Origin of the sequence: Peribacillus simplex (assembly GCF_001542915.1) — a bacterium.
GTDB lineage: Bacteria > Bacillota > Bacilli > Bacillales > DSM-1321 > Peribacillus > Peribacillus simplex_B.
Genome location: NZ_LNNH01000043.1, coordinates 91,024 through 107,684 on the forward strand (window position 1 = coordinate 91,024; position 16,661 = coordinate 107,684).

The following is a 16,661-nucleotide window of genomic DNA, read 5'->3' on the forward strand; positions in this document are numbered from 1 at the left end:
ATTCTATTTGTAAGTAAAGTTGCTTCAGGATGATATCCGACCATCGCTCACATTGAATGACTTCTGTCCTTTCAATGCCTTATAAATCTGAAAACCAAGCATTTCGAAGCACGGAAATTCCTTCTTCGATCTCCTTTTCAGAAAGGCCGCCAAAACCGAGCATCACCAATGATGGCTCCGTCTCCTTTCCATCCAGCCAATAAGAAGACGTCTCATATACCCTCACTCCAGCTGCTTTTGCCTTGTCCACCAATTCTGCTGTAGACGTATTTTTAACCTTCACCAACAGATGGACTCCCGCCTTTTGGCCGATGATTTCCACGAGGTTCCCCATATGCTTGTTTAATGCAAGTATAAGAGTTTGATGCTTCTTCTGGTACACTTTTCTCATTTTCCGAATATGGCTTGTAAAGTGTCCCTCGTTCATAAATACATATAATGCTTTTTGAATGATCGGCGAAACCGATTGGCTATAAGGACTGCATCTGTGATGATATACCCCCAATAAACGTTCAGGCAAAACAATATAACTCATTCGTGCTGCAGGTAAAAATGATTTGGAGTAGGTACCTAAATAGATGACGCTCCCATTCGTATCCAAAGCTTTTAAAGATGGGATTGGTTGACCTTGATATCGGAATTCACTGTCATAATCATCTTCTATGATAAAGCTGTCATTATGCTTGGCCCACTCCAATAATGACAACCGTTTCTGGATTGGAAGCACCATCCCATAGGGGAATTGGTGGGAAGGTGTAATGTAGGCAACTTTGGCTTTACTTTTCCTTAGCCTTTCTATATCCATTCCATCCTGTTCAAGACTTATCGGTTCAATGGACCATCCATGATTGTTGAAGACGGCTCGGGAACCGCCATAACCTGGATTCTCCATGGCGACGGATTGGCCTTGGGAATGGAGCAATTGAAGAATAAGGCTGAGTGCATGCTGTGTTCCTGAACAAATCACGATTTGCTCCATCGAGCAACGGACCCCTCTTGATTGAAAAAGATAATTAGTCAATTCAGTACGAAGACCAACATCCCCTTGTCTTGGCCCGTACTGCAATAACTGTTCAGGTTCCTCCAGTAACGCTTTATTCAAGCACCGCTTCCAAAGCTGAAGCGGAAAACTTTCAATATCAATGTCTCCATATTTGAAGTCATACTTAACTGGTGTGTCATGATCGACCGATACTTTGGGATTCATTTGCTGCTCTCGGGAAAAGGGTGACAGAACCGATTGCTCCAAAGGTAGCACTGTTAGCCCGATTCTTGGTCTGCTTTCCAAATAGCCTTCCGCCACCAATTGCTGATAGGCATTATCCACCGTATTTTTACTGATCGTTAATTGCGCTGATAAATAGCGGATCGAAGGTAAGCGGGCCCCCTCCGGTATATCGCCCTCTTCTATCCCTTTTTTTATGTATTGATACAGCTGAACATATATGGAAACGCCATTCTGCTTATTTAGTAAAGGATTAAGCTCTAACATAGTACCTCCAGCTGTCCCTATCCGTTTTATAGAAACTGTCACTTTTTAGATGGACAATATTTTAATACACTCATTATATCTTATTTGCAATAAAGGAGAGATGGCCATGAAACAATCCATTCGATATAGGCAAAGATCCTGTACGAATCAAGCACAAATCAGCGATTTCTTATCAAAAGCACAAACTGGCTTTCTAGGTTTGGTAGATCAAGAAGAACCTTACGTCATTCCCTTGAACTTCGTCTGGAATGAAGGAAGCTTCTTTTTTCATGGCGCAGCTGCAGGAAGGAAAATAGCCATCATGAATACGAACCCCCATGCTTGCTTTACAGTAAGTGAAAATTACGGAACGATGGTCGATCCCATCCCAGCAAAAACGGATACTGCCTTTATGAGCGTTATCGCGAAAGGAATCGTCGAAATCATTAATGATTTGGATGAAGCTGTCATTGCCATGCAGGCTTTACTGGATAAATATGTACCGAACTACTATGACTCTCCCCTATCCAAAACACATGTGGATAAATACCGCTCATCCCTAGGCAGCAAAACCGTCCTATTCAAAATCACCCCTATCACGATAACGGCAAAAGAAAATGGACTGGATGAACAAAAGAAATACTATCCTGGGCGAACGATCCATGATTGAACATACAATAATATCTTTTTTAATAATCCATTCATGATAAAATCAAACAAATGAAACGATTACATTTAGGGGGAAAGATGGGGATGACAGAATTGAAGGACTGGAAGAATGGTGCCCATGGACATAAATTCATCGCTTCTTTTAGCGGAGGAAAGGATAGTGTCCTAGCTCTTCATAAAGCGATGAAAGCCGGTGAAGCGGTCGGACTGATCGTCATGCTGGAGGAAGAAGGGAAACGGTCCAGATCACATGGAATGCCGCCGGAACTCATCCAGGCCCAAGCGAGATCGATAGGCTTGCCGGTATACACGGCCGCTGCCAGCTGGACAGATTATGAAAAGGAATTCATGCGCCTTTTGGAAAAAGCTAAAAACAATGGAGCTAGCGTGTTGGTGACTGGAGATTTGGATATGCCTGAACATGGCTGTTGGAATGATAAAGTTGCTACGAATGCTGGATTGAAGCTCGGGATGCCCTTATGGGAGATGGACCATCGCCAAGCTGTCGAAGAGTTCATAAACCTAGGATTTGAAACGATGATTGTAACGGTGAATCTTTCACTAGGAATGCGTGAGGACGACTTAGGCCGCACGCTGACCCATGAATACGTGCAGGAGCTTGTAGCCCGGGGAATCGACCCTTGCGGAGAAGGCGGGGAATTCCATACCACAGTAATTGATGGGCCGCTCTTCCAAAAACCGATCGCTGTTCGCAAAGGTGAAATCCTCAGGGACGGCGAATATGCCTTTTTACCTTTGGAGCTAGCTGAGAAGGTCGATAGGGAGATTAAGATATTCGAGTAAAACCCTTCATAAGCTCCGTGGGCGGTATTTATAAGCAGGCAAGCTCACAAAAAAATGCTGTACCATGGATCAAGCCCAAAAGCTTATGTTTTGGGCTTGATCCTTTTCCTCGAAATCCTGTAGATGCTTTTATAATATAAAGTGTTAAGAGAATAACTACATAAATAAAAACAAGATAATGTATCTATCAAAGAATTTAACAAATTCACTTTGAAAATGGTTATTTTTTCTTACTTTTATAAATAGGTAAGTTGATATAGATAGAAATAATATTAAACCAGTTATCGTCGTAATTGGAGACACCATTACTTTAATATAAGTTTCAGTAACCTTTACCGGGAAATGCATGATGATCCATTATTTCATTCACTAAAAAATGAAAAAAGATAGCCGGTACGATACTTCCCGTATAGATGGTTAAGAGTGCAAAAGAGATACCCATGACAAATGCAAAAAACAAGTTTCCCACCGTCATATGATATAGGCTAAAAATAAGAGCACTTAAAAGTATGGCCGGCTTTATGTTCATTCTCTGATATTGTTTTAATAATATACCTCTAAGGAGAATTTCTTCACTAATCGCCACTGAAAAGCCAATCATGATAATGCTGAAAAAACTTATGTTTTGATTACTCTCCATAAGTGTACCAACAATCTTTTCCGCAGTAAGCCATTCGCCCTTTAGTAGATAATATTGGGTCCTATCAAAAAACATAGTGAGCATGTGAGCGATGATGCCCATTAAAATACCAAGAAGAATATATTTTATATGTACCTTTTTTAGCCTAATGCTGAATAGACTTATTTTTTTCTTTTTTAAGTAAACAAAAAGCATATAGATAATAATCAGTTTACTAATCAAGAAAAATGATGGCTTGCTTATTTGCAAAGAAAGTTCTTGTAATATAAGTTGTGAAAAAGGAAAAATAATCATAATTAGTATCGTAATATATAATATAAAGCGATGAATTTGCTTAATATCAGGATTCATTTTTACCCCTTTGTAAAAACACTAATCCCCTATAGAGCTAGAGTTTCAATATCTTCTGAACGTCAATACATCTAACTTCAGGATGGCCACACAATCTAGGGTTCAACAGTTTTTCTTCTTTATGAAAAAGGAAAAATACACTGCTACAGATAAAATCCCACCATAAAATGCCCAAGTTGTTATTGCATTTTGCCCTTCACCTTTAATTAGAAAAATGACAGTTACAAGAGAGACTAAAAGAAAACTGATTATTAGAGTTGATTTATACATATACGCATCACCGCCTCTGAGAGTTTTAATTGAGAAACGATTATATTTCCATCTTATCAAGAATCAAACACACAAGGAGTTCCAATTTAGGAACTCCTTGTTTCATTTTTAAGATTTACTTATGAAAGTAGTCCTCATGAATTGGCAACATACACCCTTGTTCTGTGATCTGTAGAACTACCCATTTGTTCACTGCACTTAGGTAAGTAAGGGATCTCTATATTCTATTAGTTTTCGAAGCCTTAATATTTTTTCTTATATCGATTCCCTCAAGATAACTCTCTCCTGTTTTTACATTAATCTTTCCTAAAACATCTCAATGGCATATACATGACTATCTTTATTTTTCGGATAATTCATATCATAAATTTGTATTTTATCATAGAAATTATATAGTTATAGTCCCAGTTATGTTCAATCCTATTCCATAAGTGGAATTTTATTCATAAAAATATTTGATATTATAATGTTGATTACTATACAGAGGGAGGGCTTTTATGAAAAAGTTAGTTTGTATTACAGCTTAATCCGCAATTTAATTTATGTCTGGGAGTTTGTTCTCCAGCTAAAGCCTCATATGGTAGAAAAGAACCTTTTGAGAGCAATACTCTTGGTCCTGTAGCTTATTTACCAAAAGGAGGATTACTAAATATGAAAAATTCAAAAATTGCATTAAAGATCATCGCAACCTTATTCTTGAGCTCTTTATTTTTTTTCTTTAGTACTCTTAGTTCTCATGCTAGTGAAAAAGCTGAATTCACAAAAGAAGAACTACAACAACAAAAAGACAACTTTATTAGACTGGGAATTGATGATGAAACAGCAGAAAAACTTGTACAGAAGGTAGTTAATGGCGAACTTTTAGATGCTCAAAAAGAAACAGAGGTAGCCAAACACGAGGATGAGTTAACTATTGATACAGATCTTGAAGAAAAATACATTGAATTTGAAGATGGTTCAAGAATCCAGCTTTCTTTAGAGGAAGAGGATGTAGAACCACTAATAGTCACGTATGACTACGCTACTGGAACTGTTAAAAATAATTCATGCACATCAGGATCAGGATATAGGAATTGCAATGTAACTGCTAGATACAATGATGGAATTTGGAATATACGTTTCAATGCTAAAGTTAGTAGTGTTCAAGGCGGTTATGATAGTATTACTTCTATTTCTAAACAAGCTGTGGACGCAGTGCTTTACAGTGTTACAGAAAAGAAATTCAAAATACTTAAATCAAAAGAAACCAGCAGTGCTGCTGCAAAAGCTGAATATACTAATCAGTTCACACACAAATTAGGACTTTATACAGTCTCAAGAAGCTTAACTTTATATGCCCAGAAAGATAAGACTTTTGCCAGATTAAATTACTATTAAACGTTCACTTTTTTAGATCTGACAGTCTGGAAGGTTACATTAACTGTTGCCTTCCAGACTGCGAATCTACAAGTATATTTAATCATTTTTTATCTTTTATCTCTTTTAATAGATCTATCACTACTGCATTTTGTTTTTCAATAGATTTTAAACTCTTCTCTATTATGCTCGTAGCTATAACCAAAACAATTAAAATAGGAATACCTATAAATAACAAATAAATCTCCTCCAAAAGTCCGTATTTCTTATAGATTAACATTTCCGTTATTTGCCATACAAACCTTTTCTACTTATTCTACAGGTACTTTTCACATTTCCCTGTAAATACCCAATGCACCAAAACATTGTGCAAGGAATGGGGTCATATACATTTAGAGGGAATTTAACAATAAAGAAAGTTTCAGGTGATTTAAAGAAAGTGAAATTAACTACTTATCATTCAGCATATGGAATCGTTGGTTGGTCAGGTAAATATCCTTCCGTGGGTAGAGTTTATCAAGGTAATGTGACTATATCTAAAACTTCATCTTTAGGTTCTACAAAGATGGATATGACGAATTAATATAATTCGATACTACCAACATATACATCGATGTATAGTCAAGCTACCATAACTACTAAATCGGAGATGTTTATACTGTAACTTCCCAAACTTGGAGTAAAGCACAATGACAAATTTAACAATAGCTCTAATTATTTTGGTTTTATTTATTGCATTATTTATTAGAATTTTGATTGTTAAAGTAATGAAGAAATAATAAGCATTGGAGTTAAAATATTTTCATGGACACATTTTAGTTAAGACTTTTCCTTCTCTTTGTTAAAAAGCAATATATTTCGCAAGTTCCCCACACCTAATGAAGATACGTCTTTAATCTTTAGCCACCGTTGATAATCTGCACCGATTACTGTCCCACAGCCTTCCTTAATCCACTTTTTAATGGTAGATGTTCTTTTTCTTTTAGACATAAAAACACCCCTTTAGATAATGATAACTAAAGGGGTTAAACTTATTTTAAAACTGCAGCATACGCTGCACTCATTCCAAGCTTACTCAACCGTTACACTTTTTGCAAGGTTACGTGGTTTATCCACGTCGCATTCGCGGTGCAGGGCGGCGTAGTAGGCGATGAGCTGCAACGGGATAACAGAGATAAGGGGTGTTAATAGTTCGTGCACTTCCGGGATGATGAAACGATCATCCTCTTCTTCAAGCCCCTTCATCGAAATGATGCAAGGGTTGGCTCCTCTCGCAACGACTTCTTTGACGTTGCCGCGGATGCTTAAGTTGACGCCGGCTTGCGTGGCAAGGGCGATGACGGGTGTGCCTTCTTCTATCAAGGCGATCGTTCCGTGTTTAAGCTCGCCGCCAGCAAAGCCTTCCGCCTGGATGTAGGAAATTTCCTTCAGCTTGAGCGCGCCTTCCAGGACAACATAGTAGTCAAGGGAGCGGCCGATGAAGAAGCAGTTTCTTGTAACGGACAGGTATCCATGGGCAATGGCCTCCATCTCTTCTTTCGAGTCGCATAGGGCTTCCATGGCTGTCGCTACGATTCCAAGCTCTTTTACAAGGTCGAAGTCATATTCCAGGTTACGGAATTGGCCAGTTACATTTGCAAGTATGGACAACACGGCCACTTGAGCTGTATAGGCTTTTGTTGAGGCAACGGCAATTTCAGGGCCGGCATGCAGCAAGAGCGTATAATCCGCTTCACGTGATAATGTGGAGCCAGGTACGTTTGTAATGGTCAGGGCTTTATGGCCGAGTGCTTTGATCGAAACCAATACGGCACGGCTGTCAGCCGTTTCCCCGCTTTGCGATATGAAGATGAAAAGTGGTTTTTTCGATAATAACGGCATATTGTATGTGAATTCCGATGCCACGTGGACTTCAACCGGAATTTGAGCCATATTTTCGAGGAATTGCTTACCAATCAATCCTGCGTGATAGCTAGTTCCGCAAGCGATGATATAAATGCGGTCCGCCTCACTTACAGCTTCAGTAATATTATAATCGATTGCAAGTTTGCCTTCTTCATTTTGGTACGCTTGAATGATTTTACGAATGACAGCAGGCTGCTCGTCGACTTCTTTCAGCATATAGTGAGGGTACGTTCCTTTTTCAATATCACTTGCATCCAGTTCGGCAGTATATGGAGCACGCATAACTTCTTCATTGGAAAGATTCTTGATCGTTACCTTTTCCTTCGTCACGATGACCATTTCTTTATCCATCAGTTCAAGGAACTGATCTGTGACTTGCAACATGGCCATTGCATCCGAGGCGACAACGTTAAAGTCTTTTCCGACACCGATCAGCAGCGGGCTTTTATTTTTCGCGACAAAAATGGTTTCATCATTTTTGGTATCCAATAGGGCAATCGCGTATGATCCTTCCAATAACGTGAGTGTTTGACGGAATGCTTCTTCCACTTCCATGCCATCATTTACGAACTTCTCGATAAGTTGAACGATGACTTCCGTATCCGTTTCACTTTTAAAGGCAACATCCTGCAAATATTCACGCTTTAGAATCGCATAGTTTTCAATGACCCCATTATGGACTAATGTCAAGCGACCTGAATTGCTTTGGTGAGGATGGGCATTTTCGCGGCTTGGAATACCATGAGTTGCCCAGCGCGTATGTCCAATTCCCGTATGTGCAACCGTATTTTCGTCCACGGCTCCACGCAGGTCGGCGATTCGTCCCTTTTCCTTAAAAACCGTTACGCCCGATTCATTCTTCACGGCAATACCAGAAGAGTCATATCCGCGGTATTCGAGCTTTTCAAGGCCTTTTAATAGGATTTCCTTCGCATCATTAAGTCCAATATATCCAACAATTCCACACATAATTTCCGTTCCTCCAACCGATCCGAGGGAACAGGAATGCACGGGGGCATCCCTGCCCCCTCATCTCTAATATATATTTTTTATTAAGGAAATGCCCAAAAGCATTTATCCCATTGTGCATTTCCAATCCTTTGTGCAGTAAGTTGCCCCACTGTTTTAAAATTGGAATTACTGCGGCTGTGCACTTCAGCCGGGAGGTATCCGCCGAACATTCGATAAACCTCCTCCTCGTCAACTAAGCCATTCTCGACCAGACCTAGTTCAGGCGCTTTTGTCAATCATTTCTCTCCTTGCCTACCCTCCTTTTTTGATACAACCTTATTTAGAAGAGAGGTTGTAAATCAGGATAATCATACCTTAAACAAGGGACAAAGGTCAATTCTTTATTATCATGGTTCATGAAAAAACCATTCTTTATAAAAATATGCATAAAAGGATTTTTCGTTCCTTTTATGCATAAGATTGGTTATTCGTTCAATCCCATTTCCGCTCTCACAACAGCGACAATGCGATCGACATAATTCGTGCATTCCTCAGCAGTCGGTGCTTCGGCCATTACACGTACAAGCGGTTCAGTGCCGGATGGTCTAACCAAAATGCGGCCATTCCCGTTCATTTCCGTTTCAACTTCCTTAATGACTGCCTGTACCTTCTCATTATCCGTAACAGCATGTTTATCGGTTACTCTGACATTAATAAGCGTTTGTGGATACTTCTTCATCTCACCGGCAAGCTCGGATAGGGTTTTTTTGGTATCACTCATGATATTAACCAGCTGTAAGCCCGTCAATAGACCATCACCCGTCGTATTATAGTCGAGGAATATGATGTGTCCGGACTGTTCACCGCCAAGGTTATAGCCGCCTTTTCTCATTTCCTCGACCACGTAGCGGTCTCCCACTGCCGTTTGGGCACTTTGGATATCATGCTCTTCCAGGCCTTTATAAAAGCCAAGGTTGCTCATGATTGTAGAAACCACAGTTCCTTGTTTCAGGCGATTGTTTTCTTTCAGGTATTTCGCACAGATATACATGATTTGGTCGCCGTCCACTACATTTCCCTTTTCATCGATGGCAATGACGCGGTCCCCATCCCCGTCGAAAGCAAGGCCAACATCCGCCCCTTTTTCTTTCAGGAATTCAGCAAGTGCTTCAGGGTGGGTCGAGCCGACCTTATCATTAATGTTCAGGCCATTTGGCGATGCGCCCATCGTGGAGATGTCCGCATCAAGGTCCGCAAACAAATGCATGGCCAAGGAAGACGTTGCTCCATGTGCACAATCAAGCGCAACATGTATGCCCGTAAAATCTTCGTCCACAGATTGTTTCAGGTACTGCAAATACTTTTGACCGCCTTCGAAATAATCGTTTATATGGCCTAGATCGCCGCCGACGGGACGAGGAAGTTCATCCTTATCCATATCCAACAGTGTTTCAATTTCCGCTTCTTGATCGTCGGATAGCTTGAAGCCATCAGGTCCAAAGAATTTAATGCCATTATCGGCGACTGGATTATGCGAAGCTGAAATCATGACGCCAGCTTCAGCACTAAGGGCCTTTGTCAAATAGGCAACTCCCGGTGTCGAAATGACGCCAAGGCGCATCACCTCTGCCCCAATCGATAAGAGACCGGCAACAAGTGCACCTTCCAGCATTTCACCTGAAATGCGTGTATCGCGCCCTATTAGCACTTTGGGTTTTTCTGTATTTTTAGTAAGGACGTAGCCACCAAAACGGCCTAGTTTAAATGCCAACTCCGGTGTTAATTCGCTATTCGCTATACCCCTAACTCCGTCTGTTCCAAAATATTTACCCATCTTAATCGCTCCTTCTTTAGATCTTACTGAATTAAATGATGTTAAAGGAAGTTCATGTCTCTTCGTCTTTTGGAGTTATGGAAACAGAGATCGTTTTAGAACCCAGCTCCCAATCCAATCCCGCAGGCGCATTTACCGCCACATCCACATCATGCGTACCTTCATCTAAATTGCTTAAATCTACTGTAAGATTAATGTCGTCTTTCGTGATATTCTTCAATTCGTCGGCCTCGCCTTGAAGCGTGATGCTCGTGGCATCGGATTCCAATTTAGCATCTTGGCCCTCCTGTATGCCCACAGGCTCTATTTCGACATTGTTGAATGTCTTGGATTCAATGGCAGCCGGTTCATCTTCTTCGACTGGTTTTTCTTCCGGTTCATCATCTTCGGCCGGTTCTTGCACTACCTCTTCATCATCGACTGGATCTTCAGTCTCCTGATCGACATCGACTTTTTCCGTGCGAATTTTGACCTTGGCCTTACCTAAGGACATTTTTTGAACACTTTCCGGTTTTGTAAGATCAAGCTCCAGTTCTGTATCCCCATCAATTTTGGAGATATTTACAGGAAGCTTCAATTGACTTATTTTTTCCAGGTTCGACTCCGATCCAAATAAGGTGACCTCGGCAGGGTCGACACTAATGCTCTTAATCCTGATGCCATCCTTTGCCTTCCCGGTTTGCTTTGGTGCGATGGAAACCGTTTTGGAAGGGATGCTCACCTTCAAGGAGACGGCAACTGAAGCAGGCTCGATCGTCACGTCCAACTTATTCAAGTCCCGGTCAAGTGCCTTGACGGTTGCTTTTCCGTTTACCGTTTCGTTCAGGCCCTTGCTTATTTCAAGGTTTGCCTTAACATAGGAAATTTGTTCGATGGCGTCTTTAGCGCCCGTTATTTTGACCGTTTGCGGGCTCACTGTCGGCTGCCCAGCGGTATACCCATCTTCAAGCAAGGAGGTATTATACTCAGCCTCAACCTTGAAATCCTTCGTCACTCGTTCCTGAACATTGACTTCTGCATATTCCGGATCGATTGTCGCCACCAGCTTTTCATTCAAATCACTTATTTTGAATGTGACCGTCCTATTCCCCATTGAAATTTCGGGATCTGACAGGTCTACATAAACCTTGAAGCCCCTCTGGTTTTTAGCGTTGATCAATAGGCTTTTTGCTCCCTTTAAAGTCACATCCACCGTTTCCGGCACTCCGCTTATCACTAGGTTTTCACGGTCATAATAGACTTCAACCGGCACATTCTCAATGGTCTCCGTACTGATTTCGGGGGCAGTGGATAAACCAAGGGATTTTTTATCCGACTCCATCTCAAAGTTAATGGAAATGAACAGAAGTGCTGCCAAGGCAAACGCTACGATTCTCATAAACCACGCACTATTGGTGAATTTATCCATTCTTTTTCCCCCTCCAATTCCAGATACCTGAGGAAGTTGTTTTGATGTTCTCCACTACGAGCTCACTTGTCAGCATCGCCCTGAAAGATTCTTGATCCAAATCCCTGTAGAGCTCACCATTTTTAGTAACCGATATCCCGCCCGTTTCTTCTGAAACGACAATCGTGAGACTATCAGTCACTTCGCTCATGCCGATCGCGGCCCTATGCCGTGTGCCGAGTTCTTTTGAGATGAACGGGCTTTCCGATAAAGGAAGGTAGCAGGCTGCAGCGGCCACCTGATTATTCTGCAGAATGACCGCACCATCGTGAAGCGGCGTATTAGGTATGAAAATATTAATGAGCAGTTCTGAAGAAATATAGGACTTTAGAGGAATTCCCGTTTCAACATAATCCCCAAGCTCCGTTCCCTTTTCTATCGTGATCAAGGCCCCTATCCGCCTCTTCGCCATATATGTGGACGCCTTCAGGATTTCTTCTACTAAACGCTCTTGCTGATTCTCTTCCGGTACGGTGCCCCTTGAAAAGAGCTTACCGCGTCCCAATTGTTCAAGTGCCCTTCTCAGTTCTGGTTGAAAAATGACGAGAATTGCCAATACTCCCCAATTCATGACTTGTGCCATTAACCATCCAAGTGTATTGAAACCAAACAGGTTGCTTAAGCTTTTTACAATGACAATCACAAAAATTCCTTTTAGCAGCTGAATAGCCTTCGTGCCTCGAATAATAGTTAACAATTTATATATCACAAACCAAACAAGGAGAATATCAATGAAATTTACTACATAGTCCCAAACATTCAAATTGGATAAAGACATGTTGTTTCCTCCAGTCAGTATTACTCCAAATAACAATTACAATCGTTATGTAATAACCTTAATAGTATACCATTTTTTAAATGAGACTTCTAAAACTAGTGTGAGAAATTTACTTGGCCGACTTCGGCACACGTAAATAATTGTCCCTCCCCACCCTTAAAAGGAAAGCTGAGCGGAGTTCATCGCATATGAAACACGATGTCCCCGCTCAGCTCTATAGCTCCTATTCGTTTTTCCCCTCATGCGAAGGAATCAATGAGGTTGCCGTATCCTTGACCTTATACCACATCCACTCGAAAGCTTGGTCAATGACATGGATGCTTCCTGTCACATTTCCTGCCTTGGACATATACTTATGTCCATTTATGACTGTGACATCTCCCTCTACTTCACCATCTATTTGGATATTGCCATTTTGAACCACGACATTCCCCTCGATTGTTTCACCAGCAGGCACAATGACCGTTTCGCCTTCAACCACTAAATTGGGCTGCTTGGATACCGAAAAATGTTCGTCCTGATTATAAGTGGAAAAAACGGAGCCGGTCATCAAAATAATGAACATGGCTGCCGCTGTCATGAAGGGATGGCTTTTAAACCAGCGTTTGGCACCCGTTGTTTTCGTTTCCTTTGGCAATTGAGCCATAACCTTCGCTGTGAAATCATCCGGCGCCTTAATATGGGAAGTGCTTTGTACAAGGGCTACTGCCTTTTTCATTTCATGAAAGTATGCTTGGCATTCCGCACACTCATGCAGGTGCTCACGCAGTATTTCTTTATGCTCCGGTTCGATGTCTTCATCTAAATAATCATGCATATATTCAATGATTTCCTCATGGCAGTTCATTTTTCTCACCTACTCTTTATAAATGGCGTAGTTGTTTACGCAAGGCTTCCCGACCACGATGTATTCTTGTCTTGACAGTGCCGACTGGCAAATCGAGTATTTCACTTATTTCCTTTAAAGATAGCTCTTCAATATACTTCAATACGATGACCGATCGATATTTCTCGGGCAATTTCATGATTTCCTCTTGAATCGTTTCCTGCAGTTCTAGAGATTCAGCCTCTTCCTCGGGCTTTGCCATATTCGATGCAAGCTGGGAGTACATATTTAATCCCTCTGTTCCAGCAACTTCAGCATCGAGATAATAATCCGGTTTCTTCTTGCGAAGGCGATCAATACAAAGGTTAGTCGCAATGCGATATAACCATGTAGAAAATTTCATGTCAATATTAAAGCTGCGGATGTTCACGAAGGCCCTAACGAAAGCCTCTTGCGCCAAATCTTCAGCTTCTTGCCTGTTTCCAAGCATCCTGAAACATATCTGGAAAACTTTGTCCTTATATAATTCGACAATTTCTCCAAATGCATTATGGTCTCCCTTTACTACTTGATTAATTCTCTCTTTAATGAGTGCATCCATTTTCCAGTATTACCCCCGCTCATGCGGCTATACGATTATTACGAATCGTAAGCTAAAAGGTTTCAAAATTTTAATACATTAATTTTAACAAAGTTTTACATTTAATGTTTAAGAAAAAAAAAACAGGGTTATATAGTAAGAAATTGTAAAATCCAAGGGAGTGGATCTCTTTATGACTGCTGAACAAATTTTAGACCATATTGAACAATACAGACAAAAAATGATGATGTTGGCTTCCCGCTCTTCGATGGTGGATAATGAAGTGGTTGAAGTAAGCAGCAAACTCGATATATTGATCAATCAATACCTCCACTTAACAAAAGGCAGGAGTCTTAAGGACAGACGTGCCCTTTGAAAATGAAAATGTGTTTGCAGCCATTTATGTTTAGAAATGTTCCAGTTACATACACCCAGGAAAATAAACTTACGCCTTCTAGCATATAAAAAACAGTAACCCATTACAAGCAGGTTACTGTTTTTTTATATTTCATCGATTATAATAGCTTTTCACCAAATAGGGAACCCATTAGCGCAACGGCAACGATCGCCGTTTTATTTCGCTCATCCAAAATCGGATTCACCTCAACGAACTCCGCCGAAGTAATCAAATCGGCTTCCGCGAGCATTTCCATCGCCAAGTGACTTTCCCGATAACTAATGCCGCCAATTACCGGGGTCCCTACACCTGGAGCATCTGCCGGGTCAACCCCATCCAAATCGAGTGATAGGTGGACGCCGTCTGTTCTTTCCCTTAAATACTCTATGCATTCTTCCATTACCCGTGTCATTCCGATACGGTCGATTTCATGCATCGTGTAGACTTTAATTCCTTTATCACGTATAAGCTCCTTTTCCCCCTCGTCCAAAGACCTTGCCCCGATGATCACGATGTTTTCAGGTTTCACCTTAGGAAAGGAACCATGGATATGGATTAGGTCCGGGTGCCCAAGCCCCATACTGACAGCAAGCGGCATTCCGTGAATATTCCCTGATGGCGACGTGTCCTCCGTATTTAAATCTCCATGGGCGTCGTACCAAATCACCCCGACGTTATCATGGTGCTTAGCTACTCCCGCGAGCGTCCCTATCGCGATTGAATGATCTCCACCCAATACGAGTGGAAAAGAGCCGCTTTCGATTATTTCATCTACTCTTGCAGCCAACTCACTATTACTCGCCGCAACAAGTGAAAGGTTTTTTAAATTCGTTCCAGGATCGTTGGCATTCTCAGGGCGGCCCACCGTGATATCTCCTAGATCCTCTACTTCTATATTTAAATGTTCAAGGCGCTCGATAATCCCTGCACAGCGAATTGCACTAGGTCCCATATCCACGCCGCGCCTTGCTTGACCTAGGTCCATGGGCAATCCAATGACTGAAATTTTCTGAATAGACATACAATTCCCCCCTTTCCCTCATTTTATATCGTAAACGCCTTATGGTTCAACCGAACACTCCCATGTATAAAAATGCAGGCTTCCCCGTTCCTCCCCTGCCGATCATAGTGATACAAATAGGCCTTTTTAAAATAAAAAAAAGCCTTAAGCCTGGCAGGCTTAAGACGTAAGTTTTGGTGTATGTAGATGATGGTGGAGCCTAGCGGGATCGAACCGCTGACCTCCTGCGTGCAAGGCAGGCGCTCTCCCAGCTGAGCTAAGGCCCCAAAGGGGTTATGGAATATAAAGCGGAAGACGGGATTCGAACCCGCGACCCCAACCTTGGCAAGGTTGTATTCTACCACTGAACTACTTCCGCATATGGCTGGGCTAGAAGGGATCGAACCTTCGCATGACGGAATCAAAATCCGTTGCCTTACCGCTTGGCTATAGCCCAAAATATGTTATGTATTGATTATATTCAACAAAATAAAAAGGTGGTAATCATATATTTCCCCATTAAAGAGAATATATAACTAATCCACAGGATTTCATTGAGATGGTGGAGGGGGGCAGATTCGAACTGCCGAACCCTAAGGAGCGGATTTACAGTCCGCCGCGTTTAGCCACTTCGCTACCCCTCCGCAATATATGGTTGTACATGGTGCCGGCAAGAGGACTTGAACCCCCAACCTACTGATTACAAGTCAGTTGCTCTACCAGTTGAGCTACACCGGCAAATAAAGGTTAAAATGGTGGAGGATGACGGGATCGAACCGCCGACCCTCTGCTTGTAAGGCAGATGCTCTCCCAGCTGAGCTAATCCTCCGGATTTTAAAATGATGAATGGTGACCCGTACGGGATTCGAACCCGTGTTACCGCCGTGAAAGGGCGGTGTCTTAACCGCTTGACCAACGGGCCGGACTTTATTGTGTTCATAGATAGATTGGGAAGCTCCCAAGCGGATTCGAACCGCTGACCTCTTCCTTACCATGGAAGTGCTCTACCTACTGAGCTATGGAAGCATATGGCTCCGCAGGTAGGACTCGAACCTACGACCGTTCGGTTAACAGCCGAATGCTCTACCACTGAGCTACTGCGGAATAATATAATGTTTCCTAAAACCCATTTAAAGATTTAAATGAATAGCCTGGCAACGTCCTACTCTCACAGGGGGAGACCCCCAACTACCATCGGCGCTGAAGAACTTAACTTCCGTGTTCGGAATGGGAACGGGTGTGACCTCTTCGCCATCACTGCCAGACCATATTCATTTTTGAAGAATTTTCATTCCTTCAAAACTAGATAATAAGAAGGTATTTCATTTTTTAAAGCGTTGGTTAAGTCCTCGATCTATTAGTATCAGTCAGCTCCACATGTC

General features: G+C 41.7%; 16 protein-coding genes, 9 tRNA genes and 1 rRNA gene. 4 read left to right on the plus strand and 22 right to left on the minus strand.

All coding sequences use genetic code 11. The features are described 5' to 3' along the window. Positions 1–79 precede the first annotated feature (79 nt). Positions 80–1,492: a MocR-like pyridoxine biosynthesis transcription factor PdxR gene (pdxR, locus tag AS888_RS19560; RefSeq protein WP_061143815.1), complete on the minus strand. Its 1,413-nt coding sequence runs from the start codon at positions 1,490–1,492 to the stop codon at positions 80–82. Positions 1,493–1,598: 106 nt separating this feature from the next. Between pdxR and AS888_RS19565 the strand changes: the two genes are divergently transcribed. Then, complete coding sequence (locus AS888_RS19565) at positions 1,599–2,141, plus strand: pyridoxamine 5'-phosphate oxidase family protein (RefSeq protein WP_061143816.1); 543 nt, start codon at positions 1,599–1,601, stop codon at positions 2,139–2,141. 83 nt (positions 2,142–2,224) lie between these two features. Then, positions 2,225–2,944, plus strand: a complete 720-nt coding sequence (locus tag AS888_RS19570) for a Dph6-related ATP pyrophosphatase (protein ID WP_061143836.1) — start codon at positions 2,225–2,227, stop codon at positions 2,942–2,944. A gap of 322 nt (positions 2,945–3,266) precedes the next feature. Here the strand turns inward: AS888_RS19570 and AS888_RS19575 are convergent, their stop codons facing one another. Beyond that, entirely contained in the window at positions 3,267–3,935 is a 669-nt protein-coding gene (locus AS888_RS19575) for a CPBP family intramembrane glutamic endopeptidase (protein WP_061143817.1), read from the minus strand. 921 nt (positions 3,936–4,856) lie between these two features. On the opposite strand from AS888_RS19575, the gene AS888_RS19580 reads away from it, so the two are divergent. Continuing rightward, positions 4,857–5,582 carry a hypothetical protein gene (locus tag AS888_RS19580; protein ID WP_061143818.1) on the plus strand — a complete coding sequence of 242 codons (726 nt, stop codon included), beginning with the start codon at positions 4,857–4,859 and terminating at the stop codon, positions 5,580–5,582. 82 nt (positions 5,583–5,664) lie between these two features. Here the strand turns inward: AS888_RS19580 and AS888_RS26510 are convergent, their stop codons facing one another. The 9 genes from AS888_RS26510 to sigW form a co-directional block, all read right to left on the minus strand. After that, a complete protein-coding gene (locus AS888_RS26510) occupies positions 5,665–5,841 on the minus strand; it encodes a hypothetical protein (RefSeq protein WP_221408618.1) in 177 nt (58 codons plus the stop codon). A gap of 539 nt (positions 5,842–6,380) precedes the next feature. Further along, positions 6,381–6,551 carry a hypothetical protein gene (locus AS888_RS25960; RefSeq protein WP_260320316.1) on the minus strand — a complete coding sequence of 57 codons (171 nt, stop codon included), beginning with the start codon at positions 6,549–6,551 and terminating at the stop codon, positions 6,381–6,383. 81 nt (positions 6,552–6,632) lie between these two features. Then, a complete protein-coding gene (gene glmS, locus AS888_RS19585) occupies positions 6,633–8,435 on the minus strand; it encodes a glutamine--fructose-6-phosphate transaminase (isomerizing) (protein WP_061143819.1) in 1,803 nt (600 codons plus the stop codon). An 83-nt stretch (positions 8,436–8,518) separates the two neighbouring features. Then, entirely contained in the window at positions 8,519–8,713 is a 195-nt protein-coding gene (locus AS888_RS19590) for a hypothetical protein (RefSeq protein WP_061143820.1), read from the minus strand. A gap of 188 nt (positions 8,714–8,901) precedes the next feature. Beyond that, positions 8,902–10,251 carry a phosphoglucosamine mutase gene (glmM, locus tag AS888_RS19595; RefSeq protein WP_061143821.1) on the minus strand — a complete coding sequence of 450 codons (1,350 nt, stop codon included), beginning with the start codon at positions 10,249–10,251 and terminating at the stop codon, positions 8,902–8,904. A gap of 52 nt (positions 10,252–10,303) precedes the next feature. Continuing rightward, positions 10,304–11,659, minus strand: a complete 1,356-nt coding sequence (locus AS888_RS19600; RefSeq protein ID WP_061143822.1) for a CdaR family protein — start codon at positions 11,657–11,659, stop codon at positions 10,304–10,306. Beyond that, positions 11,652–12,476 (minus strand): diadenylate cyclase CdaA, encoded by an 825-nt coding sequence (gene cdaA, locus AS888_RS19605; protein ID WP_061143823.1) that lies wholly within the window; start codon positions 12,474–12,476, stop codon positions 11,652–11,654. The genes AS888_RS19600 and cdaA overlap by 8 nt, the downstream gene beginning before the upstream one ends. 223 nt (positions 12,477–12,699) lie before the next feature. Continuing rightward, entirely contained in the window at positions 12,700–13,323 is a 624-nt protein-coding gene (locus tag AS888_RS19610) for an anti-sigma factor family protein (protein ID WP_061143824.1), read from the minus strand. 16 nt (positions 13,324–13,339) lie between these two features. After that, the gene (gene sigW / locus AS888_RS19615) at positions 13,340–13,903 is read right to left on the minus strand and encodes an RNA polymerase sigma factor SigW (protein ID WP_061143825.1); all 564 of its coding nucleotides are present in this window, start codon (positions 13,901–13,903) and stop codon (positions 13,340–13,342) included. Between the two features lie 172 nt (positions 13,904–14,075). Between sigW and AS888_RS19620 the strand changes: the two genes are divergently transcribed. Next, positions 14,076–14,258 carry an aspartyl-phosphate phosphatase Spo0E family protein gene (locus AS888_RS19620; RefSeq protein WP_061143826.1) on the plus strand — a complete coding sequence of 61 codons (183 nt, stop codon included), beginning with the start codon at positions 14,076–14,078 and terminating at the stop codon, positions 14,256–14,258. Between the two features lie 139 nt (positions 14,259–14,397). On the opposite strand, the gene rocF is transcribed toward AS888_RS19620, so the two are convergent. The 11 genes from rocF to rrf form a co-directional block, all read right to left on the minus strand. Next, a complete protein-coding gene (gene rocF / locus AS888_RS19625) occupies positions 14,398–15,294 on the minus strand; it encodes an arginase (protein WP_185113137.1) in 897 nt (298 codons plus the stop codon). Positions 15,295–15,490: 196 nt separating this feature from the next. Next, positions 15,491–15,566: transfer RNA gene (locus tag AS888_RS19630), tRNA-Ala, on the minus strand. Between the two features lie 20 nt (positions 15,567–15,586). Next, positions 15,587–15,658, minus strand: a tRNA-Gly gene (locus AS888_RS19635). A 3-nt stretch (positions 15,659–15,661) separates the two neighbouring features. Beyond that, positions 15,662–15,736 (minus strand) — tRNA-Gln (locus tag AS888_RS19640). A 103-nt stretch (positions 15,737–15,839) separates the two neighbouring features. After that, positions 15,840–15,923 (minus strand) — tRNA-Tyr (locus AS888_RS19645). A gap of 18 nt (positions 15,924–15,941) precedes the next feature. After that, a tRNA-Thr gene (locus AS888_RS19650) sits at positions 15,942–16,017 on the minus strand. A gap of 15 nt (positions 16,018–16,032) precedes the next feature. Next, positions 16,033–16,108 (minus strand) — tRNA-Val (locus AS888_RS19655). Between the two features lie 18 nt (positions 16,109–16,126). Beyond that, a tRNA-Glu gene (locus AS888_RS19660) sits at positions 16,127–16,201 on the minus strand. Positions 16,202–16,232: 31 nt separating this feature from the next. Further along, positions 16,233–16,305: transfer RNA gene (locus tag AS888_RS19665), tRNA-Thr, on the minus strand. A gap of 3 nt (positions 16,306–16,308) precedes the next feature. Next, positions 16,309–16,383: transfer RNA gene (locus tag AS888_RS19670), tRNA-Asn, on the minus strand. Positions 16,384–16,428: 45 nt separating this feature from the next. Next, positions 16,429–16,544 (minus strand): 5S ribosomal RNA (gene rrf, locus AS888_RS19675). Between the last annotated feature and the right edge of the window lie 117 nt (positions 16,545–16,661).

What these genes read in the sequence shown, in the direction of transcription:
- AS888_RS25960 (WP_260320316.1), bottom strand. Translation starts at nt 6,551, where the DNA reads ATGTCTAAAAGAAAAAGAACATCTACCATTAAAAAGTGGATTAAGGAA.
- AS888_RS19600 (WP_061143822.1), bottom strand. Translation starts at nt 11,659, where the DNA reads ATGGATAAATTCACCAATAGTGCGTGGTTTATGAGAATCGTAGCGTTT.
- cdaA (WP_061143823.1), bottom strand. Translation starts at nt 12,476, where the DNA reads ATGTCTTTATCCAATTTGAATGTTTGGGACTATGTAGTAAATTTCATT.
- glmM (WP_061143821.1), bottom strand. Translation starts at nt 10,251, where the DNA reads ATGGGTAAATATTTTGGAACAGACGGAGTTAGGGGTATAGCGAATAGC.
- pdxR (WP_061143815.1), bottom strand. Translation starts at nt 1,492, where the DNA reads ATGTTAGAGCTTAATCCTTTACTAAATAAGCAGAATGGCGTTTCCATA.
- AS888_RS19565 (WP_061143816.1), top strand. Translation starts at nt 1,599, where the DNA reads ATGAAACAATCCATTCGATATAGGCAAAGATCCTGTACGAATCAAGCA.
- AS888_RS19570 (WP_061143836.1), top strand. Translation starts at nt 2,225, where the DNA reads ATGACAGAATTGAAGGACTGGAAGAATGGTGCCCATGGACATAAATTC.
- glmS (WP_061143819.1), bottom strand. Translation starts at nt 8,435, where the DNA reads ATGTGTGGAATTGTTGGATATATTGGACTTAATGATGCGAAGGAAATC.
- sigW (WP_061143825.1), bottom strand. Translation starts at nt 13,903, where the DNA reads ATGGATGCACTCATTAAAGAGAGAATTAATCAAGTAGTAAAGGGAGAC.
- AS888_RS19620 (WP_061143826.1), top strand. Translation starts at nt 14,076, where the DNA reads ATGACTGCTGAACAAATTTTAGACCATATTGAACAATACAGACAAAAA.
- AS888_RS19575 (WP_061143817.1), bottom strand. Translation starts at nt 3,935, where the DNA reads ATGAATCCTGATATTAAGCAAATTCATCGCTTTATATTATATATTACG.
- AS888_RS19580 (WP_061143818.1), top strand. Translation starts at nt 4,857, where the DNA reads ATGAAAAATTCAAAAATTGCATTAAAGATCATCGCAACCTTATTCTTG.
- AS888_RS19610 (WP_061143824.1), bottom strand. Translation starts at nt 13,323, where the DNA reads ATGAACTGCCATGAGGAAATCATTGAATATATGCATGATTATTTAGAT.
- AS888_RS26510 (WP_221408618.1), bottom strand. Translation starts at nt 5,841, where the DNA reads ATGTTAATCTATAAGAAATACGGACTTTTGGAGGAGATTTATTTGTTA.